General features: G+C 36.2%; 14 protein-coding genes. 2 read left to right on the top strand and 12 right to left on the bottom strand.

The features are described 5' to 3' along the window. Positions 1-97: 97 nt before the first annotated feature. The 8 genes from ABJ955_RS09155 to ABJ955_RS09120 all read right to left on the bottom strand — a co-directional run bounded on the left by ABJ955_RS09155 (position 98) and on the right by ABJ955_RS09120 (position 11,384). Entirely contained in the window at positions 98-2,224 is a 2,127-nt protein-coding gene (locus ABJ955_RS09155; protein WP_347374274.1) for a M3 family metallopeptidase, read from the bottom strand. A 125-nt stretch (positions 2,225-2,349) separates the two neighbouring features. After that, the gene (locus ABJ955_RS09150) at positions 2,350-5,862 is read right to left on the bottom strand and encodes an HYR domain-containing protein (RefSeq protein WP_347374273.1); all 3,513 of its coding nucleotides are present in this window, start codon (positions 5,860-5,862) and stop codon (positions 2,350-2,352) included. Positions 5,863-6,061: 199 nt separating this feature from the next. Beyond that, the gene (locus ABJ955_RS09145) at positions 6,062-6,721 is read right to left on the bottom strand and encodes a uracil-DNA glycosylase family protein (protein WP_347374272.1); all 660 of its coding nucleotides are present in this window, start codon (positions 6,719-6,721) and stop codon (positions 6,062-6,064) included. A gap of 23 nt (positions 6,722-6,744) precedes the next feature. After that, the gene (locus ABJ955_RS09140) at positions 6,745-7,122 is read right to left on the bottom strand and encodes a PH domain-containing protein (RefSeq protein ID WP_347374271.1); all 378 of its coding nucleotides are present in this window, start codon (positions 7,120-7,122) and stop codon (positions 6,745-6,747) included. Between the two features lie 68 nt (positions 7,123-7,190). Next, a complete protein-coding gene (yaaA, locus tag ABJ955_RS09135; protein WP_347374270.1) occupies positions 7,191-7,952 on the bottom strand; it encodes a peroxide stress protein YaaA in 762 nt (253 codons plus the stop codon). Positions 7,953-8,029: 77 nt separating this feature from the next. Further along, entirely contained in the window at positions 8,030-8,569 is a 540-nt protein-coding gene (locus ABJ955_RS09130; RefSeq protein ID WP_347374269.1) for a DUF3124 domain-containing protein, read from the bottom strand. Positions 8,570-8,593: 24 nt separating this feature from the next. After that, positions 8,594-9,829, bottom strand: a complete 1,236-nt coding sequence (locus tag ABJ955_RS09125) for an alpha/beta hydrolase-fold protein (protein WP_347374268.1) — start codon at positions 9,827-9,829, stop codon at positions 8,594-8,596. A gap of 79 nt (positions 9,830-9,908) precedes the next feature. Continuing rightward, positions 9,909-11,384, bottom strand: coding sequence for a potassium/proton antiporter (locus ABJ955_RS09120; RefSeq protein WP_347374267.1), 1,476 nt, complete (start codon positions 11,382-11,384; stop codon positions 9,909-9,911). A gap of 161 nt (positions 11,385-11,545) precedes the next feature. On the opposite strand from ABJ955_RS09120, the gene ABJ955_RS09115 reads away from it, so the two are divergent. Together ABJ955_RS09115 and ABJ955_RS09110 are read left to right on the top strand one after the other, a co-directional pair. Continuing rightward, positions 11,546-12,343: a HipA family kinase gene (locus ABJ955_RS09115; protein WP_347374266.1), complete on the top strand. Its 798-nt coding sequence runs from the start codon at positions 11,546-11,548 to the stop codon at positions 12,341-12,343. Then, positions 12,321-12,704: a DUF3037 domain-containing protein gene (locus ABJ955_RS09110; RefSeq protein ID WP_347374265.1), complete on the top strand. Its 384-nt coding sequence runs from the start codon at positions 12,321-12,323 to the stop codon at positions 12,702-12,704. Before ABJ955_RS09115 ends, ABJ955_RS09110 begins: the two co-directional genes overlap by 23 nt. A gap of 68 nt (positions 12,705-12,772) precedes the next feature. Here ABJ955_RS09110 and ABJ955_RS09105 read toward each other — a convergent pair whose 3' ends face one another. The 4 genes from ABJ955_RS09105 to ABJ955_RS09090 form a co-directional block, all read right to left on the bottom strand. Next, positions 12,773-13,483 (bottom strand): flavodoxin family protein, encoded by a 711-nt coding sequence (locus ABJ955_RS09105; RefSeq protein WP_347374264.1) that lies wholly within the window; start codon positions 13,481-13,483, stop codon positions 12,773-12,775. Positions 13,484-13,562: 79 nt separating this feature from the next. Continuing rightward, a complete protein-coding gene (locus tag ABJ955_RS09100) occupies positions 13,563-15,200 on the bottom strand; it encodes an ABC-F family ATP-binding cassette domain-containing protein (RefSeq protein ID WP_347374263.1) in 1,638 nt (545 codons plus the stop codon). 132 nt (positions 15,201-15,332) lie between these two features. After that, the gene (locus ABJ955_RS09095) at positions 15,333-17,738 is read right to left on the bottom strand and encodes a TonB-dependent receptor (RefSeq protein ID WP_347374262.1); all 2,406 of its coding nucleotides are present in this window, start codon (positions 17,736-17,738) and stop codon (positions 15,333-15,335) included. Positions 17,739-17,837: 99 nt separating this feature from the next. Then, the gene (locus ABJ955_RS09090) at positions 17,838-18,377 is read right to left on the bottom strand and encodes a hypothetical protein (RefSeq protein WP_347374261.1); all 540 of its coding nucleotides are present in this window, start codon (positions 18,375-18,377) and stop codon (positions 17,838-17,840) included. Positions 18,378-18,424 lie beyond the last annotated feature (47 nt).

Here is an 18,424-nt window from a genome sequence, read left to right as displayed (position 1 = left end):
TAAAATTAAACTAAAGGCTATTATTAGTTAAGTATAAAAACCACAAATCCACGAATAGTTTTAAAATTATTCGTGGATTTGTGGTTTTATTAGCTATTTACTTTAAACCCCTTGCCTTTAGCATTGGCTCAATTTTTGGGTCGCTACCGCGCCATTTTTTATACATTTCTTCCACAGCTAATGTATTTCCTCTTGAAAGCACCATATCGCGAATACGCTGCCCGTTTTCACGTGTTAAACCGCCATTATTCTCAAACCAATTGTAAGCATCATGATGTAGCATTTCAGTCCATAGATACGAATAGTAACCTGCGCCATAACCGCCCGCAAAAACATGTGCAAAATAAGTAGAACGGTATCTTGGTGGAATTGCATGTACCGCATCTAGTTTTGTATTGCTTAGCGCCATTTTTTCAAATGCATTTACATCAGTTATTGTTTCTTCAGCTGAAATAGTGTGCCACTGCATATCTAAATTACTTGCAGCTAAGTTTTCAGTAAGACTATAACCTTGATTAAAAGTGCCTGAATTTTTAATTTTATCAATTAACTGCTGTGGAATTTGTTCCCCAGTTTTATAATGTAAGGCGTAATTTTTCAGCACGTCTGGATACAATGCCCAGTTCTCATTAAATTGTGAAGGAAATTCTACAAAATCTCGCGAGACAGCTGTTCCTGAAAGTGACGGATATTGCTGATCTGCAAAGAAACCGTGAAGGGCATGACCAAACTCATGAAACATAGTTTCTACCTCATCATACGTTAGTAATGCTGGTTCATTACCCGCAGGTTTTGGGTAATTACATACGTTATAGATAACTGGTTTTTTTCCGTACAGTTTAGATTGAGTAACAAAGTTAGACATCCATGCACCTCCTCTTTTACTTGGGCGTGCAAAATAATCTGTATAAAAAAGACCTAATTGTGTTCCATCTTCTTCAAAAAGCTCGTACACTTTTACATCTTCATGATAGGTAGGAAGGTCTGTTCTTTGTTTAAAAGTAATGCCATATAACTTGTTGGCAGCATAAAAAACACCTTTCTCAAGTACATTATTCAGTTCAAAATATGGTTTTATTTGATTTTCATCTAAATCATATTTTTCTTTTCGAACCATTTCCGCATAGTAGGTCCAATCCCAAGGTTCTAATTTAAAATCTTCTCCTTTTGCTTTTACCATTTTTTGAATTTCATCAGCTTCCGCTTGTCCTTTAGCTGTAGCTGCTGGAATAAGGCCTGCAAAAAAATTATTTATATTTTCTGGAGTTTTAGCCATTGTTTTCTGAAGGCTCCATGCAGCATAATTAGTAAAGCCTAAAAGTTTTGCTTTCTGTGCACGCACTTCCACAAGCTCTTTTATTATTTTTTTAGTATCGTTGGCACTTCCGTCGGCTCTATTCCAAGCTGCTTTATATAATTTTTCGCGACTGGCTCTGTTGTCCATCGATTGCAAAAGTGGCTGTTGTGTCGTGTTCTGTAATGGAATTGTCCATCCCTTACCCTCTTTATTTTCCTTTGATTTTAAAAAATCTTCAGCAACACCTGCCAAATCTTCTTTGTTTGTGAAAGTTACTGCCCCCCCATTATTAGCATCCAGTAATGTTTTCCCAAACTTAGTTGTCAAGCTTGCAATTTTCTCATTGTATTCTTTTAGTTTTTCTTTGTCTTCTGGGGAAAGGTTTGCGCCTGCTATTTTAAAATCTTCATAATACTCTTCAAGAAGTTTTAAAGATTCCGCATCAAGGTTCAAAGTTTCTTTTTTGTTGTATAATGTTTTAAACCGCTGAAATAATTCTTCATTGAGATAAATCATATCGTTCTGAGCTGCAAATTTTGGAGCCATTTCTTCTTCTACAGCTTGCAGGGTTTCATTGGTATTTGAACTTGCAAGCGAATAGAATATCTGCGAGGACCAGTTTAAAAGTTCGCCGCTTTTTTCCAATGCAAGTACTGTATTGTCAAAAGTTGGCTCTTCTTTATTTGAAACAATTGCTTCTATAGCTTTTTTTTGTTGCGAAATACCCTCCATCATTGCTGGCTGAAAGTGTTCATCTTTAATTAGTGAGAAATCCGGTGTTCCATAAGGCAATGTGCTTTCGGAGAGTAACGGGTTTTCAGTGCTGTTCATTTGGTGTTTGTTTTGAGCTGAGTTTTCTTTTTCTTTGGAATTATTGCACGATGCGATAATAAGCATCAAAGCAATAAAAGGAATTATTTTTTTCATTTTCTACTGTTTTAATTGAAAGCTAAAGATACACAAATAGCGAAAATATTATTGGCACTACTGCTAAAATCAAAAACCCCCTCAGCAAGCTGAAGGGGTTTTCTTATTTGGTTGGTTATTGGTGGCTACTCTTTAATCAAGCGCTTTACAGTGCTTGCATTATCACCACTAATTTGAACAACATAAACTCCAGAAGCTAATGCGGAAACATCAACAGCTTTTTGGCTTTGCATAGTGCGAAGGTCAACTTGACTTACAAGTTTTCCATTTATGTCATATATCATCATTTTTTCTAACGAAATATTTGTACTGTTCACAAGGTTCACAATACTAGTAGTTGGGTTAGGATATAATGCTATACCTGCATCCAAGCTATTAGAGTCAACGCCAAGAACGCTTTCTACCGTAAGTTCAAAAGAACATGTAGAAACATTTCCATATTCGTCTTCTGCTGTCAATGTAATAGTATGTGTTCCATCAGGTAATGGAGTACCTACAGCTGGACTCTGGCTAGTAATAGTTACAGGGTCTGTACAGTTATCTTCTGCAGTAGCTTCCCCAGTTGCAAAATAGTCTGGTAAAACGTAGAATAAGTTTCCTTGACCTGGATCTACAGTTTGATCAGCTGGACACGTAAGTTCTGGCCCTAAAAGATCTACAACAGTAATATCAGCCATACAAGAAGCAATGTTTCCACTTGCATCACTTACAAAAACAGTAACAGTAATCGTTGATCCTATATCTGCACAGCTTACTTCTGTAACATCTACAGCCGCAGTTGAAATACCACAAGCTTCGTCTACACTACTAATAATATCATAAGGGTCGATAGTAGCAGTACCATCTGGACCTAATTCAATAACAACAGTAGAACTGGTTGGCGCAACTTCGTAGCTTAGCTCGAAATTATCTACACCAGCACCCCAGCCCCATCCGCCAAGATCATCATACGTCCAACGAACTTGGAAAGCAGCGTTTGCATAAGCAGAAACATCAATTGATTCTGTTTGGATATTCGGGTTTAAACTTGCATCATAAAGTGCAATTTGTTGCCAAGATGCGCCATCATATACTTCTACAGTAAATGTTTGATCTCCAAATTCTTGGAAAGCTACATCATAACCTACAGACACATTAGAAGCACCAGTAAGATCGTACACTGGAGATATTAAACTTAAAAGGTTAACAGAACCGTTTCCAGCAGCGTCATCATTAAAGATTGCTGCGTTAGTTGCGAAACTATCACCAATTGGCATAACACCTGAACCGAAAGCCCAATTATTTGTACCAGACTGAACGTCTGTCATCCAGCCAGCTGGAATCGTTGCAGCTTCAAAATCTTCAGTTTCTGTTGTAACTGTTGGCATAGGCCCACAAGTAATAACAGGAGCTGTATTGTCTATAACATTAACAGTAGCGAAACAAGTTGAGAAGTTTCCACTAGCATCTGTTACTGTAACTTCAACTAGGTTTTCACCAATATCAGCACAGCTAAATTCAAGACCAGAACCAGAACCTACATTGTAGTTAATAGTTCCATTCCAAATACGTGGCGTAAATACTGAACCACTAAATATCCCTGAAATACCACTACCTAAAGTTAAAGATAAATCTGCGTTTGAGTAATTAAGTTGTCCAGGTAATGGGCTTGTTCCCGTTCCAGAATAAGATACGGCAACATCCATTGATATAGCAATTCCGTATGTAGTATTTGCAGAAAGTGTTACAGGAGTATCAAGTACAGCATTACTAGGTGTGTTAAGACCCATAGCGGTACCAGTACCTGAAGCAGCAGGAGCTCCCCAAGCAGAAGCATTAAGCTCATTGCCTACATATGTTCCTACTAATGTGTAAAGATCTAAATTAAATGCACCTGTTGCACTTGTGTTTATATCAAGATCCGTAATTTCAATATCACTAGGACCTACAGTAATATCGTATACAACAGTCCAATTAGCACCACCATTATTGTTAGAGTCAAATAAGGTAGTAATAGATCCTGCAGTTGAGCCACCACCTCCAGCAGTAACTGTGTAACCACAAGCTTCATCAACACTCTGTATTAAATCCATCGGGTTTACACTTACCGTACCAGTAACGGGATCAAGATACACATCAAGACCTCCAGCAGCTGGTGCTTCGTACTCCAACAAGAAGTTATCTACTCCAGCACCCCAATTCCATCCTAATTCATCATCAAAAGTAAATTTTACTTGGAAAGCAGCATTTACATAAGCTGATACATCTATAATTCCAGAATTTACTGGTGCAACATCGGTATCATCAACTAGCAAAATTTCTTGCCAAGCAGCTCCATCCCATACTTCTGCACGGAACAAACCTAAACCGATAAAATCTTGCACTGCATAATCAAAAGATAATTCAGCCGTTGTAGAACCGCTCAAATCGTAAACTGGCGATAATAATTCAGCAACATTATCTTCTCCTCCTGCAGCGTCATCATCAAAAATAGCCGCATTTGAAGCAAAATCTCCTCCAATTGGCATTGCACCTGATCCGAAAGTCCAGTCCCAAGTACCAACAAGTACATTTGTAGACCATCCTCCTGGAATCGTTGCAGCCTCAAAATCTTCATACGCTGTAACCGCCACTGGCTCTCCAAGACAAGCAATAACAGGAGCAGTTTCGTCTGTAACTGTAACCGTAGAAGTACACGTAGCTATATTTCCTGAATCGTCAGTAACAGTAAGTGTAACTGTATTATCACCTATCATAGAACAATCGAAAGTAGAAATATCTAAACTCATTGAAGCAATACCACAGTTATCCATAGAACCGTTGTCTATATCTGCAGGTGTAATTGTTGCAACTCCTGTAACAGGATCAACTTCTACTGTTATGTTTTGGCAAGAAGCCGTTGGCAATTCTTCATCTAAAACTGTAACTGTAAAGGTACATGTAGATGTATTGTTATCGCTATCAGTAACAGAAAGTGTAACGGTTGTATCACCAACTGGGAAAGTACTTCCACTAGCTGGGCTAGCAATAATATCACCAGATATTATACCGTCTTCTGTATCAAAAGCGGTACCTGCAAAATTAGCTACTGCCCCACAAGTTCCAGGAACATTGTTTGCAATAATAGTAGCAGGGCATACAATTGTTGGTACATTACCAACAACATTACTTACGTTCACGGTATAATCCTCTACTTCACCAAACGTAGCCGCTCTACATGGATTTGGAACAGAATTGCCCCAATCTACCATTACTCGCATACGTGTATCTCCTAAAGCAGCAGCAGCAGGAACTGTAATATCCAGAGTATAAGGACCTGGAAGAGCTACATTTGCAGCTATAGTATAAACCTCACCTGCGTCATTAAGTACATCATTTTGGTTCCAGTCAATAAAAGCATAAATATAATCCCCACCATCAGGATCAATTGTTACCGAAATAGTGTTTGTACCACCTGGATTAACACTTGCTACCATAGCGGTATAATCATTATTTGGGCCACTACCAGTAGTCGTATTATCAATACCCGCATAATTTACATTTGTAAGAAACTCAAAGGCTTGACTTGAAAATGTACTGACACAATACTGGGCACTAGCTTGCCAACTAAATGTTGACAATACCATCATCATTAAAAATGAAAGAGTAGTTTTTTTCATAAGATTTTGAAATTTAGTTATAGTTAATATTCTCTAAAAATAAGATAAATATTTGTTAATAACAAAACACAACCTCAATGAAAATAAACCTTAATTGAATATTTCAACAACTTATGTCTAAATTATTATGAAAACCAAAAAGTAATCTTACTCCTACAAAACTATATATTTTTGATAATGAAGCACTTATGCGTATTGTTTAAAAAAATGACTTATACTGTTCTATTCTAAAATCAATAGTTGTTTTTTCGGGAAAAAATTTTTTCATTTTTTTGTAAGAATCAAGACTTCCTACTGCTCTATTTGCAGCTCCAGAGGGTGCAATTAATGAAACCGTTTTTATTATCCGTGTAGAATTGGGCATTTCGAGCGAATGCACCCTCGGAACCGTATTGGAAATTACTTTTAATGAAATATTATATTCTTTAAGGTGTTTTCTAAAGAAATATTCTGGGCCATTTTTACTATTTCCTCCAGTAAAAAGAAGCGTATTAATTTTTGGGGTTTGTTGAAGCACTTCTAATAAATTACGTAAAACTACATCCTGCATTCCAATATCAGAAGCATCCATTTTTTCTCGCTTCGCGGAAGCAACCATATCGCAAATTCCGATACCTTGCTTTATTAGAAAATGTTTTCGTTGTTCAATAGCTTCAGCTGTGGTTTCAAATTTTAAATTTAAATTAAATATTCTGTCGAGGATTCCCCATAACTGACCATCCCTACTTCCATAGCAAAAATCTACATCTCCTTCCTTTAATTCCCCCGTTGTAAATCTTGGGGGCGGCAAAGTACCAACTATAAGTTTTGTTGCGTTTTCAGGAATAAATGGTGGGTATGGATGGGTGTGAAGAAACAATTTTATTTTATTTGTTGATTTTTTTACAGCTGATTTTTTATTTCAATTTCAATATTACTATTCAGCTTTAAAATTTCTTTTACAAAGGTTTCGTTTGTTTTTGGACTAATATAGATCTCATTATATTTATCATAATATACAATCAATCCCATTCTTGCTGTTGCAGGCTTAAAGCCAACCCACATTGTTTTTCCTACTTTAATTTTTCGAATTCTATTTAAACTTATGGAACCCCGAATGGGGCCACTTCTATAAATAAAATCTGTTTGATTCAATTCGTAGTTCGTTCCTAAAAACATCCAAAGTAAAAATCCGACGACTGTAGCAATCAAAATAGAGGTCCAATACTCACTTGGTTTTATTTCACCAGTAACATGCCCATAAATTGTAATGCCAATCAAAAAAAAACAAAGTGCAAATACTATGAAACTAAAAAAATAATCGCGTCTGCTTTTAAACTTCATAATCATCACCTAATAAACACAGGGGCATTTTTATCTGTTGTATGTGTTTCACTAAAAGCATAACCATCATAATCAAATGCTTTTAGTTCTTCCAACGTTTTTACATTTTTATCGATTGCAAAACGCGCCATACTTCCCCGTGCTTTTTTTGCGAAAAAGGAAATTATTTTAAGTTTACCATTTTTAAAGTCTTTAAAAACTGGAGAAATAACAGGCACTTTCAATTTCTTTTCATCAAGAGCACTAAAGTATTCTACACTAGCAAGGTTTAAGAAAAGCTCATCAGTTTTTAATTCATTATTTAAAGTTTCGGTGAGTGTGTTTTTCCAAAACGAATACAAGTCTTTTTTTCTATTTACAGGAAGTTTTGTTCCCATTTCTAAACGATAAGGTTGCATTAAATCTAATGGACGAAGCATGCCATACATACCAGATAAAATACGTAAAGAATCCTGCAAAACATCAATTTTTGCAGCAGGGATGGTGTAAGCAGCTAAACCGGTATAAACATCGCCTGCAAAAGCATACACTGCAGGGCGGGCATTTTTGGTAGTAAAAGGAGTATTAAATTCTTTATAGCGTTGGTAATTAAGTTCGGCAAGTTTAGCACTGATACCCATTAATTCGCCAATGGCTTTTTTACTCTTCCCCTCTAGTTTGTTATTAATTAAAGTTGCTTCTTCCAAAAAAATTGGTTGTGTAGCACGAGTGGTGGGAAGTTCCGATTTAAAATCTAACGTTTTTGCTGGAGAGACTACTATTTTCATCTAATTAATTTTCTTCAAAAATAACTAAAAGAATGAAGAAAATCACACGAGACGCTTTTGAACTCTGTGAGTGATTCCTACTCTATCCTTTTCCCTTGCATGGTAAAACTTAAGCCTTGCGACCCACGCAGCGAGGTCATAATTGCTTCAAAAAGCGGCTCTGGCGTAGTTGGATTGGTAGCCCATTCAAAAATAAAGTTTGCACCACTACCTCCCTGTTCATCAAATTCGTCTATAATGATTTCAACCGTTTCAAGAGGTTTTAAAAAAATAGGTTTTTCAAAGTAATTACGAATTAATTGTCCTTTTGTATTGTAGTAATCAGCTTTTGAAATGTAAATTGTATCTGTCACACTTACATTTCTTAAACTTGCAATTGCAGTTAAATTTTGTGGGTTTTTCAATGAAAAACTATAAATATTAGAGTAAATACTTAAATAGGTTTTTCCATTTTCCAAAGAAGCCCTCTTCCTGCTTAAAGCCTCAGACTCTATATAATGATCTTCCCAATGATTAGGATGAAACGAGCTTATTTCCTTGGGTTCTTCGCAAGCCGTAACAAAGCCTATAAGAAATAAAGGAACTACTATTTGAATTATTTTTTTCAAGGTATTCATTGTATTTTCTTTATGCTAAAGTTATTATTTTTTTGGAATTCCGTCACGAGTTTCTTGCAATTCATTGATTTGCCATTGTCTAGCTTCTTGTTGTTTTGCAAAATCTAATCCTTTTTTAATTGCAGTAGATGCGCCCTCGGTATCTCCTTTTGCTAGTTTAACTTTTGCCAAAACATTATAGCTGTCAAAATTATTTGGGTTTATGGTTAGCGCTTCATTTAATAAGCTTTCAGCTTCATCATATTTTTTCTCGGCAATAAGTTTTCCGGCGCGATATGTATTAAAAAGCACAAGACCATTCGGGTTCAGTTCTTTTAATGCAGCTTGTACTTCTTTTAGTTTCATTTCATCTTTTTGAAGCATATAGTGCGTATTTCCAATCACAGTGTAAGGAATATTGAAAATGCTTCCATAAAGACTTTGCACTTCAGCATAATGATTTTTCATTTCTACTGCAGAAGCAAAATATTCTTTTTCAACAAACCATTTTTCGAAAATGGCACTTAAAGCCCATTTATAAGTTAAAAGCCCAACTGAATTATGGTTTTCATCAGGAAATTCTTGAAATTTCACGTTTTTATCCATAATTTTTTTTGGTACTTTTTTCAAAAATCTTGCTACACCCATTCCTTTTTCATTAGCAAGCGAAAAATAAACGTTTGCTGTTGTGCTTTCAGTTGCACCCCAAGTGTTTTTCATAATCACTTCCATGGCGTTATTCCCCCAATATAAGGCGGGACTAATAGCAATATAATTATTAAAAAGATTGGGGTGGTTTAAGGCGGTATTCACAATAAATATTCCCCCTGCAGAATGCCCTCCTAGAATTTTATAGTCGGATGCCTTATAGTTTTTATTAATATAGGGAATCAATTCCTTTGCTATAAAACTTGTCATTTCTTCAGCATTTCCACTGTCTTCAACTCCTGCGACATTTGGTTTGCAGTTTTTTCTGTATTCGGTTGTACCTTTTCCTGAAATTGCCACCAAAATCATTTCCGGGACAACTTCGCTTATTGCACCTTGTAATTCTAGAAAACCAGCTACATATTGAAAGTTATAATCCCCATCTAGTATATAAAGAACAGGATATTTTTGGTTTATAGCAGTATTGTATGAAGGAGGAAGATAGATAGAAAACTCACGATTTTGTTGTAATATTTCCGAATACATTGCATCGCGTTTTCCAATAGAAATATCTTGTGAAATACCACTCTGAAAAACAAAAAATAGTAAAAAATATAGATAAAACTGCTTCATTATTTGTCCGTTTTTATTTTACTTATTCAATTTAAATAGTTTTATACGCTAGTATTATTTTAAATTAACAAGCGCATTATTAAACTATAGGCTGAATAATGTTTAATGACTTATACACTTTCTGAATTCCTTTTTTAGTATCAGAAAGCACAATTAAAACATCATCTTCATTAATTACTGTTGCGCCGTTTGGCGTTAAATATTTATCATCCCTCTTAATCATAGCAATAATTGCTGTTTTTGGAAATTCTAAATCAACAATTTTTTTGCCGACTGCAAAATTTCCGTTGGAAATACCAATTTCACGCATTTCAGTCTTAGGGTGTTCTGATAAAAAAGCATCGGTTGGGCTTTGGGGTTTCACGGTATCAGGAAGCCCAACATTCAACCATTTTGCCACTATAGAAAGGGTGGTGCCTTGAATTAAAATAGAAGTTAGTGAAATAAAAAATACAATATTAAATATCATATTTGCTTTGTCAATACCAGCTAATAAAGGGTATGTCGCAAATACAATAGGTACAGCCCCACGCAATCCAACCCATGAAATATAAAAACGACGCCGCAACTTCATTTTAAAAGGAATCAAACTTATAAAGACCCCCAAAGGGCGTGCAACAAACATTAAGAATAAAGATATTACAAGACCAATGCCAATTACAGGAATTATTTGTGTTGGAAAAACCAGCAAGCCTAAGGTAAGGAAAAGAACAATCTGCATTAACCATGCAAGACCATCATACATTTTTAGAATGGTTTTTTTATGGATAAGGTACTGGTTACCTAAATAAACCGCACAAATATAAATAGCTAAAAAGCCGTTTCCTCCTACAAAATCTGTTGCTGAAAAGGTAATAAACATTAACGCAATTACCAAAACAGGATAAAGACCTTCAAAATCTAATTGAATTCTATTTATTACAATTTTGCTAAGTTTTCCAAAAGCAAAACCTGCTATTCCTCCAATAATCATTTGCTGTAAAAACAATGGAATCATAGAAGCAACTCCTTGGTCTTCATTCACCACCAATCCTAAAAAAGCAATGGTAAGTACGTATGCCATGGGGTCGTTACTTCCGCTTTCCATTTCGAGTGTAGGACGTAAATTGGTTTTAAGGGCAAGATTTTTTGATCGCAAAATGGAAAATACCGCAGCTGCATCTGTAGATGAAACAATACTTCCAAGAAGTAAGCTTTCATAAATTGTAAAATCGGTAACGTAATATACAAAGGTACCAAGTGAAACTGCCGTCAATAAAACACCGAGTGTAGAAAGCGCAATACCTTCTTTCATAATGGGCTTTACGGCTTTCCAGTTGGTATCTAGCCCCCCTGAAAACAATATGAAATTTAAAGAAATAACACCAATTAGCTGTGTAATATGCGGGTCATTAAAAGTAATTCCGCCAATACCATCCTCCCCAGCAAGCATCCCAATACCTAAGAAAAGCACCAAGGTAGGAACGCCAAATTTATAAGAAGTTTTACCAGCTATTATGCTTATAAAAAGCAATAAAGAACCTACAAGCAGAATGTTTTCAATGGTTAAATTCAACTATATATCGAAGTTTTAAATGGTTTTTTCATTTTCACAAAAATAGAACTTTTAAAGCTTAAAAGTTTTGAGAATTTCAATTTATTCGTACATAGAAGTATTAAACTTTAGTTCATATTTAACAAATAAGCCTAATTTTACATATTATATTAGAAAGCACAATGATTGTAGAAAAAATTGAGCTCAGAACGGTAAACGTTACACGCTACATTACCCCGTTGCGCGAAGGAGGTTCCTTACCGGCTTTAGCGGAAGCAGACGACGATTTTAAATATGTACTTAAATTTCGCGGAGCAGGCCACGGGGTAAAAGCATTAATCTCGGAACTTTTAGGGGGTGAAATTGCACGCACATTAGGGCTTAGAATACCAGAGCTTGTTTTTGCGAATCTTGATGAAGCCTTTGGCCAAAGTGAAGGTGATGAAGAAATTCAAGATCTTTTAAAAGGTAGTCGGGGTCTAAATCTAGCCCTTCATTTTCTTTCTGGCGCACTTACTTTCGACCCAGTGGTAACAGAAGTTGAGGCAGGTTTAGCATCCAAAATTGTATGGTTAGATGCATTTACAACCAATATAGATCGGACCGTAAAAAACACAAACATGCTTATTTGGCATAAAGAATTGTGGCTCATCGACAACGGCGCAACCTTCTATTTCCACCATGCTTGGAGCAATTGGGAAAACGCAGCACTTAGTGCTTTTCCATATATAAAAGATCATGTGCTATTACCACAAGCTTCTTGGGTAGAAAACATTAATGATGAAATGATCGCGCTTTTACCAGATGAAAAATTGCGTGAAATAACCAATCTAATTCCAACAACTTGGTTGGAATGGGAAGGTTCTAAAATGAATTCAGAAGAAATTAGAGAAGTTTATTATCAATTTTTAGTGCTAAGACGAAATAACTCAAACAATTTTGTAAAACAGATATGTGATGCCAGGAAAACACTTGTATGAATACGCGGTAATACGTTTGGTGCCGCGCGTAGAACGCGAGGAATTTCTGAACGTTGGAATAATTTTGTTTAGTAAAAAGGCTAATTATTTGAATTGTAAACAACAGATAAATACCGAAAAGTTAAAACTTTTTTCCTGCGAACTGGAAGTTGAAGAGATTCAAATAAACCTAAATGCATTCGATAAAATTTGCTCTGGCGCAAAAGATGGTGGAACAGTTTCACAATGGGAAAAACCAGATAGATTTCGTTGGCTTACCGCACAACGAAGTTCTTCTTTACAAACTTCGCGCCCCCATAATGGGTTTAGCAATAATTTGGACGCTACTTTAGAAAGGCTTTTTAAGGAATTGGTACTCTAAAAAAACACTCTTTCCACATAAATATGATGTTAGAAAAGGAGTAATATGATAAATTTAAAAACTATTCACTACCGATATTCTGGGTTTTCAAAATTCCAACGGGAACCATCATCCCAATCGCTTCGGGAATTTCCGTATTTAGGATAGCCATCTTGATCTTTTAGCATTTTTGCCAAATGAAGCAAGTTATAAGTCATAAAAGTGGTATTTCTATTAGTAAAATCGTTGTTCTTCGCTCCGCTTTCCTTATCCAAATAACTTGGCCCTGGCCCTGCTTCTCCAATCCAACCACAATCCGCTTGCGGCGGTATACTGTACCCTACATGCTGCAAAGCGTATAAAATACCCATCGCACAATGTTTTATACCATCTTCATTTCCTGTAATAATACACCCTCCCACTTTTCCGTAGAAATAATATTGTCCTTTTTCGTTTTGAAGTCCACTCATTGCATAGAGGCGTTCAATCAGTTTTGTAGCGACTGAAGATTTTTCTCCCAGCCAAATTGGAGTACCTATGATTAATATATCTGCGGCATCCACTTTTTTCCATATTTCTGGCCAAGCATCTTCTTTCACTCCATGCTCGGTCATGTCAGGATATACACCATAAGCAACAGGGTGATCTACAAGTCGAATATTTTCGAATGCAACCCCTTCGGCTTTCATTATTTTTTGTGAAACATCTATTAATCCCTGTGTATGACTAACTTCAGGGGATTGCTTTAAAGTACAATTAATGTAAAGTACTTTTAATTTTGAAAAATCTGGTTTTTGCATAACTTCTTTATTTCTAAAGATAAAAAATTATCATAGAAAAAAGAAATCGCGCTTATTTTATCAAGCCAAAAATCAATAATTACGCCTTTAAATCAATCTCTTTCAAGTTTTCAATTCTGTTACGTTGAAGGAAATCGTCTATGCTTTCAAAGTGCTCTATTACACGTTTATCCTTAAATTCAAACACTTTTTCAGAAAGACCTTGTAAGAAATCGCGGTCGTGAGAAACTAAAATTAAGGTGCCGTCAAATTGAAGTAAAGCTTCTTTTAATACATCTTTCGACTTTAAATCTAGGTGATTCGTAGGCTCATCAAGAATCAATACATTTACTGGCTCCAGCAATAATTTTACCATTGCCAAACGCGTTTTTTCACCTCCAGAAAGCAAGCCTACTTTTTTGTCAATAGCATCACCACTAAACATAAAACGACCCAGAATATTTTTAATTTGGTTTCGTATTTCGCCTTTGGCAACCTCATCAACCGTTTGAAAAACGGTAAGCTCTTTATCTAAAAGTGCTGCTTGGTTTTGAGCAAAGTACCCTACTTTAGCATTGTGCCCCAGGGCGCAAGTTCCTTCAAAATCTATTTCGCCCATAATGGCTTTTATCATTGTAGATTTTCCTTCGCCATTTCTACCCACAAAACTCACTTTCTGACCGCGAGAAATACTCATATTGGCATCATTGAAAACTACATGGTCGCCATATTTTTTGGTTAAGCCTTCAGCAGTCACTGGATAATCGCCACTGCGTTGCGCTGGTGGAAAACGAAGTGCCAGTGCGGAAGTATCAATTTCATCAATCTCAATAATTTGAAGTTTTTCAAGCATCTTCTCGCGCGAATTTACTTGATTGGTTTTGGAATAAGTACCCTTAAAACGATCAATAAACTGTTGGGTTTCAGCTATAAATTTTTGTTGTTCTTCGTATGCTTTTATTTGGTGTGCTCGTCTATCAGCACGCAACTGCAAATAATGACTGTAATTTGCCTTATAATCATAAATACGACCCATTGTAACTTCAATGGTGCGATTGGTAATAGTATCGATAAATTTACGATCGTGCGAAATTACTATTACAGCTTTTGCTTTGTTTAATAAAAAGTCTTCCAACCAGATTACCGATTCAATATCAACATGATTGGTAGGCTCATCAAGCAAAATTAAGTCTGGTTTTTGAAGTAATAATTTTGCCAATTCAATCCGCATTCGCCATCCACCACTAAACTCTGAAGTTTGCCGATGGAAATCGCTTCTTTTAAAACCTAGGCCGCGAAGTGCTTTTTCAACTTCAGCTTCGTAGTTTATTTCTTCTAAAGCATAATATTTTTCACCCAATTCCGCTACTTTAGTGATGATGTTCATATAAGCATCACTTTCGTAATCGGTTCGAGTTTCTAACTCTTTGTTGAGACGATCCATCTCATCTCGCATTTCAAAAATTTGCTTGAAGGCTTTTGAAGCTTCATCAAACACAGTACAATTATCATCAGTCAATAAATGCTGCGGTAAATAGGCAATCACAGCGTCCTTTGGAGCGCGAACATTTCCGCGAGTGGGTTTTTGAACGCCGGCAATAATCTTCATCATAGTAGATTTTCCTGCGCCATTTTTTCCCATGAGGGCAATTTTATCATTCTCGTTTACCACAAAAGTGACGTCACTAAAAAGTGTATCACCACTATACTCAACCGCTAAACCATCTATTGAAATCATATCATTTTTTTAAAGGCTGCAAAACTATTAAAAACTTGTGGATTGCGAATCAATTTGATGATAACTTGTAGCTTAAAGTAGAGATAAAAAAAACCTGCTACTTTTAATTTGTAGCAGGTTTTAAAATACATTTTAAAAATGAGCTGTCAGGGAAATAATAAAATTTCTCCCAGCTCCCGAAATTCCGGAGCTATACGGACGGTAACGCTGATCGGTTAGGTTTTCTATTCCTCCGCTTACATCAAAAGTATCTGTTAATTTATACAGTGCCTTAAAATTAAGCGTGTACCAAGAAGGCGCATAGGCATCTCCGTTTACATCTAAAGCATAAAACTCCGTTTTATCCTTTTCACCTTCAGGAAGATCTTCAGCATCAACTTTTCCTTGATACTCCAAATTAAGTTCCATTTGAAGCTTATTTGCCTTATAGTTTATACGTGAAGTTCCAAAAAATGGGGAAGCATGACGTGACGGGCTGGTGGTACCATTATCCAATTCCTCTTCTCCTGTTTGAATATTAACATCTGTAGAAAAGCCAAAGCCTTTTGGCAACTTTACCTCTGCACCTATCTGAACTCCATAAACTTTAGCTATCGCAGCATTTTGAATTGCTTGCACTTGGCTCAATTCGCCTTGATACATGATGCTATCTAAACCATTCAATTTAAAATCGCGACGCACAAGTGCATCTTTAAGGTGCGTGTAGTACCCTGTAACATCTATTTTTAAAACATCGCCAAAAACTTTGGCAATCCCTAAGTCTGCGTTATAAGCGTATTCAGGTTTTAAGTCTGGATTAGGAACAACCACACTACCAGGTTCAGAATCGAATACTTTTCCTAAGTCATCTACATTTGGTGCACGGAAAGCGGTTCCTAGATTTGCACTAATTACCCATGAATCATCGGGGCGATAAACCCCACCAACACTTCCTGTTAGGGCGCTGTTTTTTAAATTTGCTTCTGTAAATGGGAAGGGGTAGAATGTTGTGTCAAAAGCTGCATCAAGTATAATATGATTAAAACGTGCACCTGCACTCAATGTAAAATCTTCCGAAACTTTAAACTCATCTGTTACATATACTGCCATTGATTGCCATGAAGACTTTGGGTAACGCGCTGGGCCAACTTCAGCTATTCCTGTTGAAATATCGGTTAGTTCGCCTTCAGAATTTACATCGTCATACACATATTCAAAACCGTAGAAAAGTGTGTTTTTAGCGCCCATCGCCTTTTTAAAATCTAGGTTCGCAGAGTAGGCACCTACTTCCTCATTTTGGGCATTTCGTTCATTATTATTTAAAGACCTATCAATTCTACTTTCTTCAAACCATTGGTGTGCAAGACGCAAGCTCATTTGGTCAAAAACTGAATTAGTAACGCTGTAATTCACATTAAGGTTATTCATCATCCAGATTTGTGGACCGTAATCCCATTCTGCGTAACGAGCGGTACCAGTACGAACTCGTGTATGCCTGTCATACCTTCCATAAGAGGAGGTTTCAGAAAAGTGGAAACCGTATTGAAAATCCCAATTCTCATTGGGTTGAAAACGGATTTTTTGCATCATATTTATCTGGGAATATGCCGAAGGAATCTGTAATAACTTATCTTCTTGCGAAATCACCACGTCTGTACTGTTCTGTCGCTGCACATAATAATCTTTTATATAATCGTCTGGCCCGTGGCTTCCTTGGCGAAGATGATCATAATCCCAAGAACTAATACTCGTTACAAAAGCCCATTTTTTAAACCCTAAATTCACATCAAAATGCGCGGTTTTTTCTTTGTTTGCTGATGAAAAACGCACATTTGCCTTTCCTTTAATATAAGGTTTGTCTGTATGTGAAAATTGAGGCGTCAAGGTTTGAAAACTCATTACCCCACCTATTGCATCACTTCCATAAATAACAGAACCAGGGCCAAAAAGCACTTCTGTTCCTTCAATTGCGAAAGGATCTATATTGATTACATTCTGTAAATTTCCTGACCTAAAAATTGCGGTATTCATCCGCACCCCATCTACAGAATACAACAACCTACTAGTTGCAAACCCACGAATCATGGGGCTGCCACCACCTTGCTGACTTTTCTGAACGAATACTTTTCCTGAAATTTTTAAAAGATCTGCCGCTGTCTGAGGGTTTTGCAAAGCGACTTCTTTTGCTGAAATAGCAACAATTTTGGAAGGCACGTCATCGCTATTTTGACGCCAGCGTGACCCTGAAATTATTACTTCATCCAAGCTTAAATTAGAAACTTTAAGAGTTATAGCGAATCCTTCTTTTTCTAATTCGGTATAGCTCTTTAAGAGGGTTTTATATCCTAAACTGCGAATTTCAATTTTTTCAAGCCCCTTAAACATCGAAATATCTGCCTCCCCTTTAGCATTCGTTGTAGCGTAAAGTCCAGATTTTGCATTAGTTAATGTAACCAACTCTATAGGTTCGTTGGTGTCTTGTTCTTTTATAATTATTGTTTGGGCAAAGGAACTTCCTACAAAACCCAACACTAACCATAATATGAATATTTTTTTCATTTTAAAGTTTGGTTTTAAGTTAATATGTTCTTCAAAGAACACAAGAGATTGCGCTACCACTTTTAATGGTAACGGCATTGGTTTAATTTAAAAGAATGATTAACTTAACTTGGGAGGCGGCGTGGGTGGCGTTAATTGATGCGGCTTAAAAATTGTAGTTTGTAGTATATTATGAAAAACAATTTTAGAATTTTGAAATGGTATAAGCTGCCATTTTGGAGGGGCTGTACAGAAAAAAGAAAACAAATAGTTGTGTAGATTTTGCTGTGTTCTACGCTTGTCTTCATCTTGATCAAAGGCCATAGAAACCATTTTTTTAAGCTTTTTATTGAGCTTTGTCTCCTCGTGATCCCACCAACAGTGATAAGTTATAGAATCTCCATTTATTTCTGTGGAAACAATGTCGTACATCTGCCCATTGTACTCAAATTCTTTAGAATGTTCCCAGCGCAGTTTCTTTTTAGCTTCTTCTTTTGTAAATTTCAAAAGCACCAATTCATCTTTATCGAGTCCGGCAATCATCTTCCATTTTATTTCGCGCCGAATGGCCGATTTTTCAAATTGAAGATATAGATATATCGTTGCAACGGGTGCAAATAATATAAACAATAATGATATGGCGACTACTCTTTTTTTCAAATTAAAAAACAACTGTAGGCCAAATGTCGTAAAATTGAAAGTATTGT

It is taken from the genome of Aequorivita sp. Q41 (assembly GCF_039831855.1).
Taxonomy (GTDB): domain Bacteria; phylum Bacteroidota; class Bacteroidia; order Flavobacteriales; family Flavobacteriaceae; genus Aequorivita.
The sequence above is the reverse complement of the archived record's forward strand: the minus strand, read 5'-3'. Positions and strand labels throughout refer to the sequence as shown.

Bases quoted from the DNA above. Each gene is read 5' to 3' on its own strand.
- ABJ955_RS09155 (WP_347374274.1), bottom strand. From the start codon at position 2,224: ATGAAAAAAATAATTCCTTTTATTGCTTTGATGCTTATTATCGCATCG.
- ABJ955_RS09095 (WP_347374262.1), bottom strand. From the start codon at position 17,738: ATGAAAAAAATATTCATATTATGGTTAGTGTTGGGTTTTGTAGGAAGT.
- yaaA (WP_347374270.1), bottom strand. From the start codon at position 7,952: ATGAAAATAGTAGTCTCTCCAGCAAAAACGTTAGATTTTAAATCGGAA.
- ABJ955_RS09110 (WP_347374265.1), top strand. From the start codon at position 12,321: ATGCCAGGAAAACACTTGTATGAATACGCGGTAATACGTTTGGTGCCG.
- ABJ955_RS09105 (WP_347374264.1), bottom strand. From the start codon at position 13,483: ATGCAAAAACCAGATTTTTCAAAATTAAAAGTACTTTACATTAATTGT.
- ABJ955_RS09125 (WP_347374268.1), bottom strand. From the start codon at position 9,829: ATGAAGCAGTTTTATCTATATTTTTTACTATTTTTTGTTTTTCAGAGT.
- ABJ955_RS09115 (WP_347374266.1), top strand. From the start codon at position 11,546: ATGATTGTAGAAAAAATTGAGCTCAGAACGGTAAACGTTACACGCTAC.
- ABJ955_RS09100 (WP_347374263.1), bottom strand. From the start codon at position 15,200: ATGATTTCAATAGATGGTTTAGCGGTTGAGTATAGTGGTGATACACTT.
- ABJ955_RS09150 (WP_347374273.1), bottom strand. From the start codon at position 5,862: ATGAAAAAAACTACTCTTTCATTTTTAATGATGATGGTATTGTCAACA.
- ABJ955_RS09130 (WP_347374269.1), bottom strand. From the start codon at position 8,569: ATGAATACCTTGAAAAAAATAATTCAAATAGTAGTTCCTTTATTTCTT.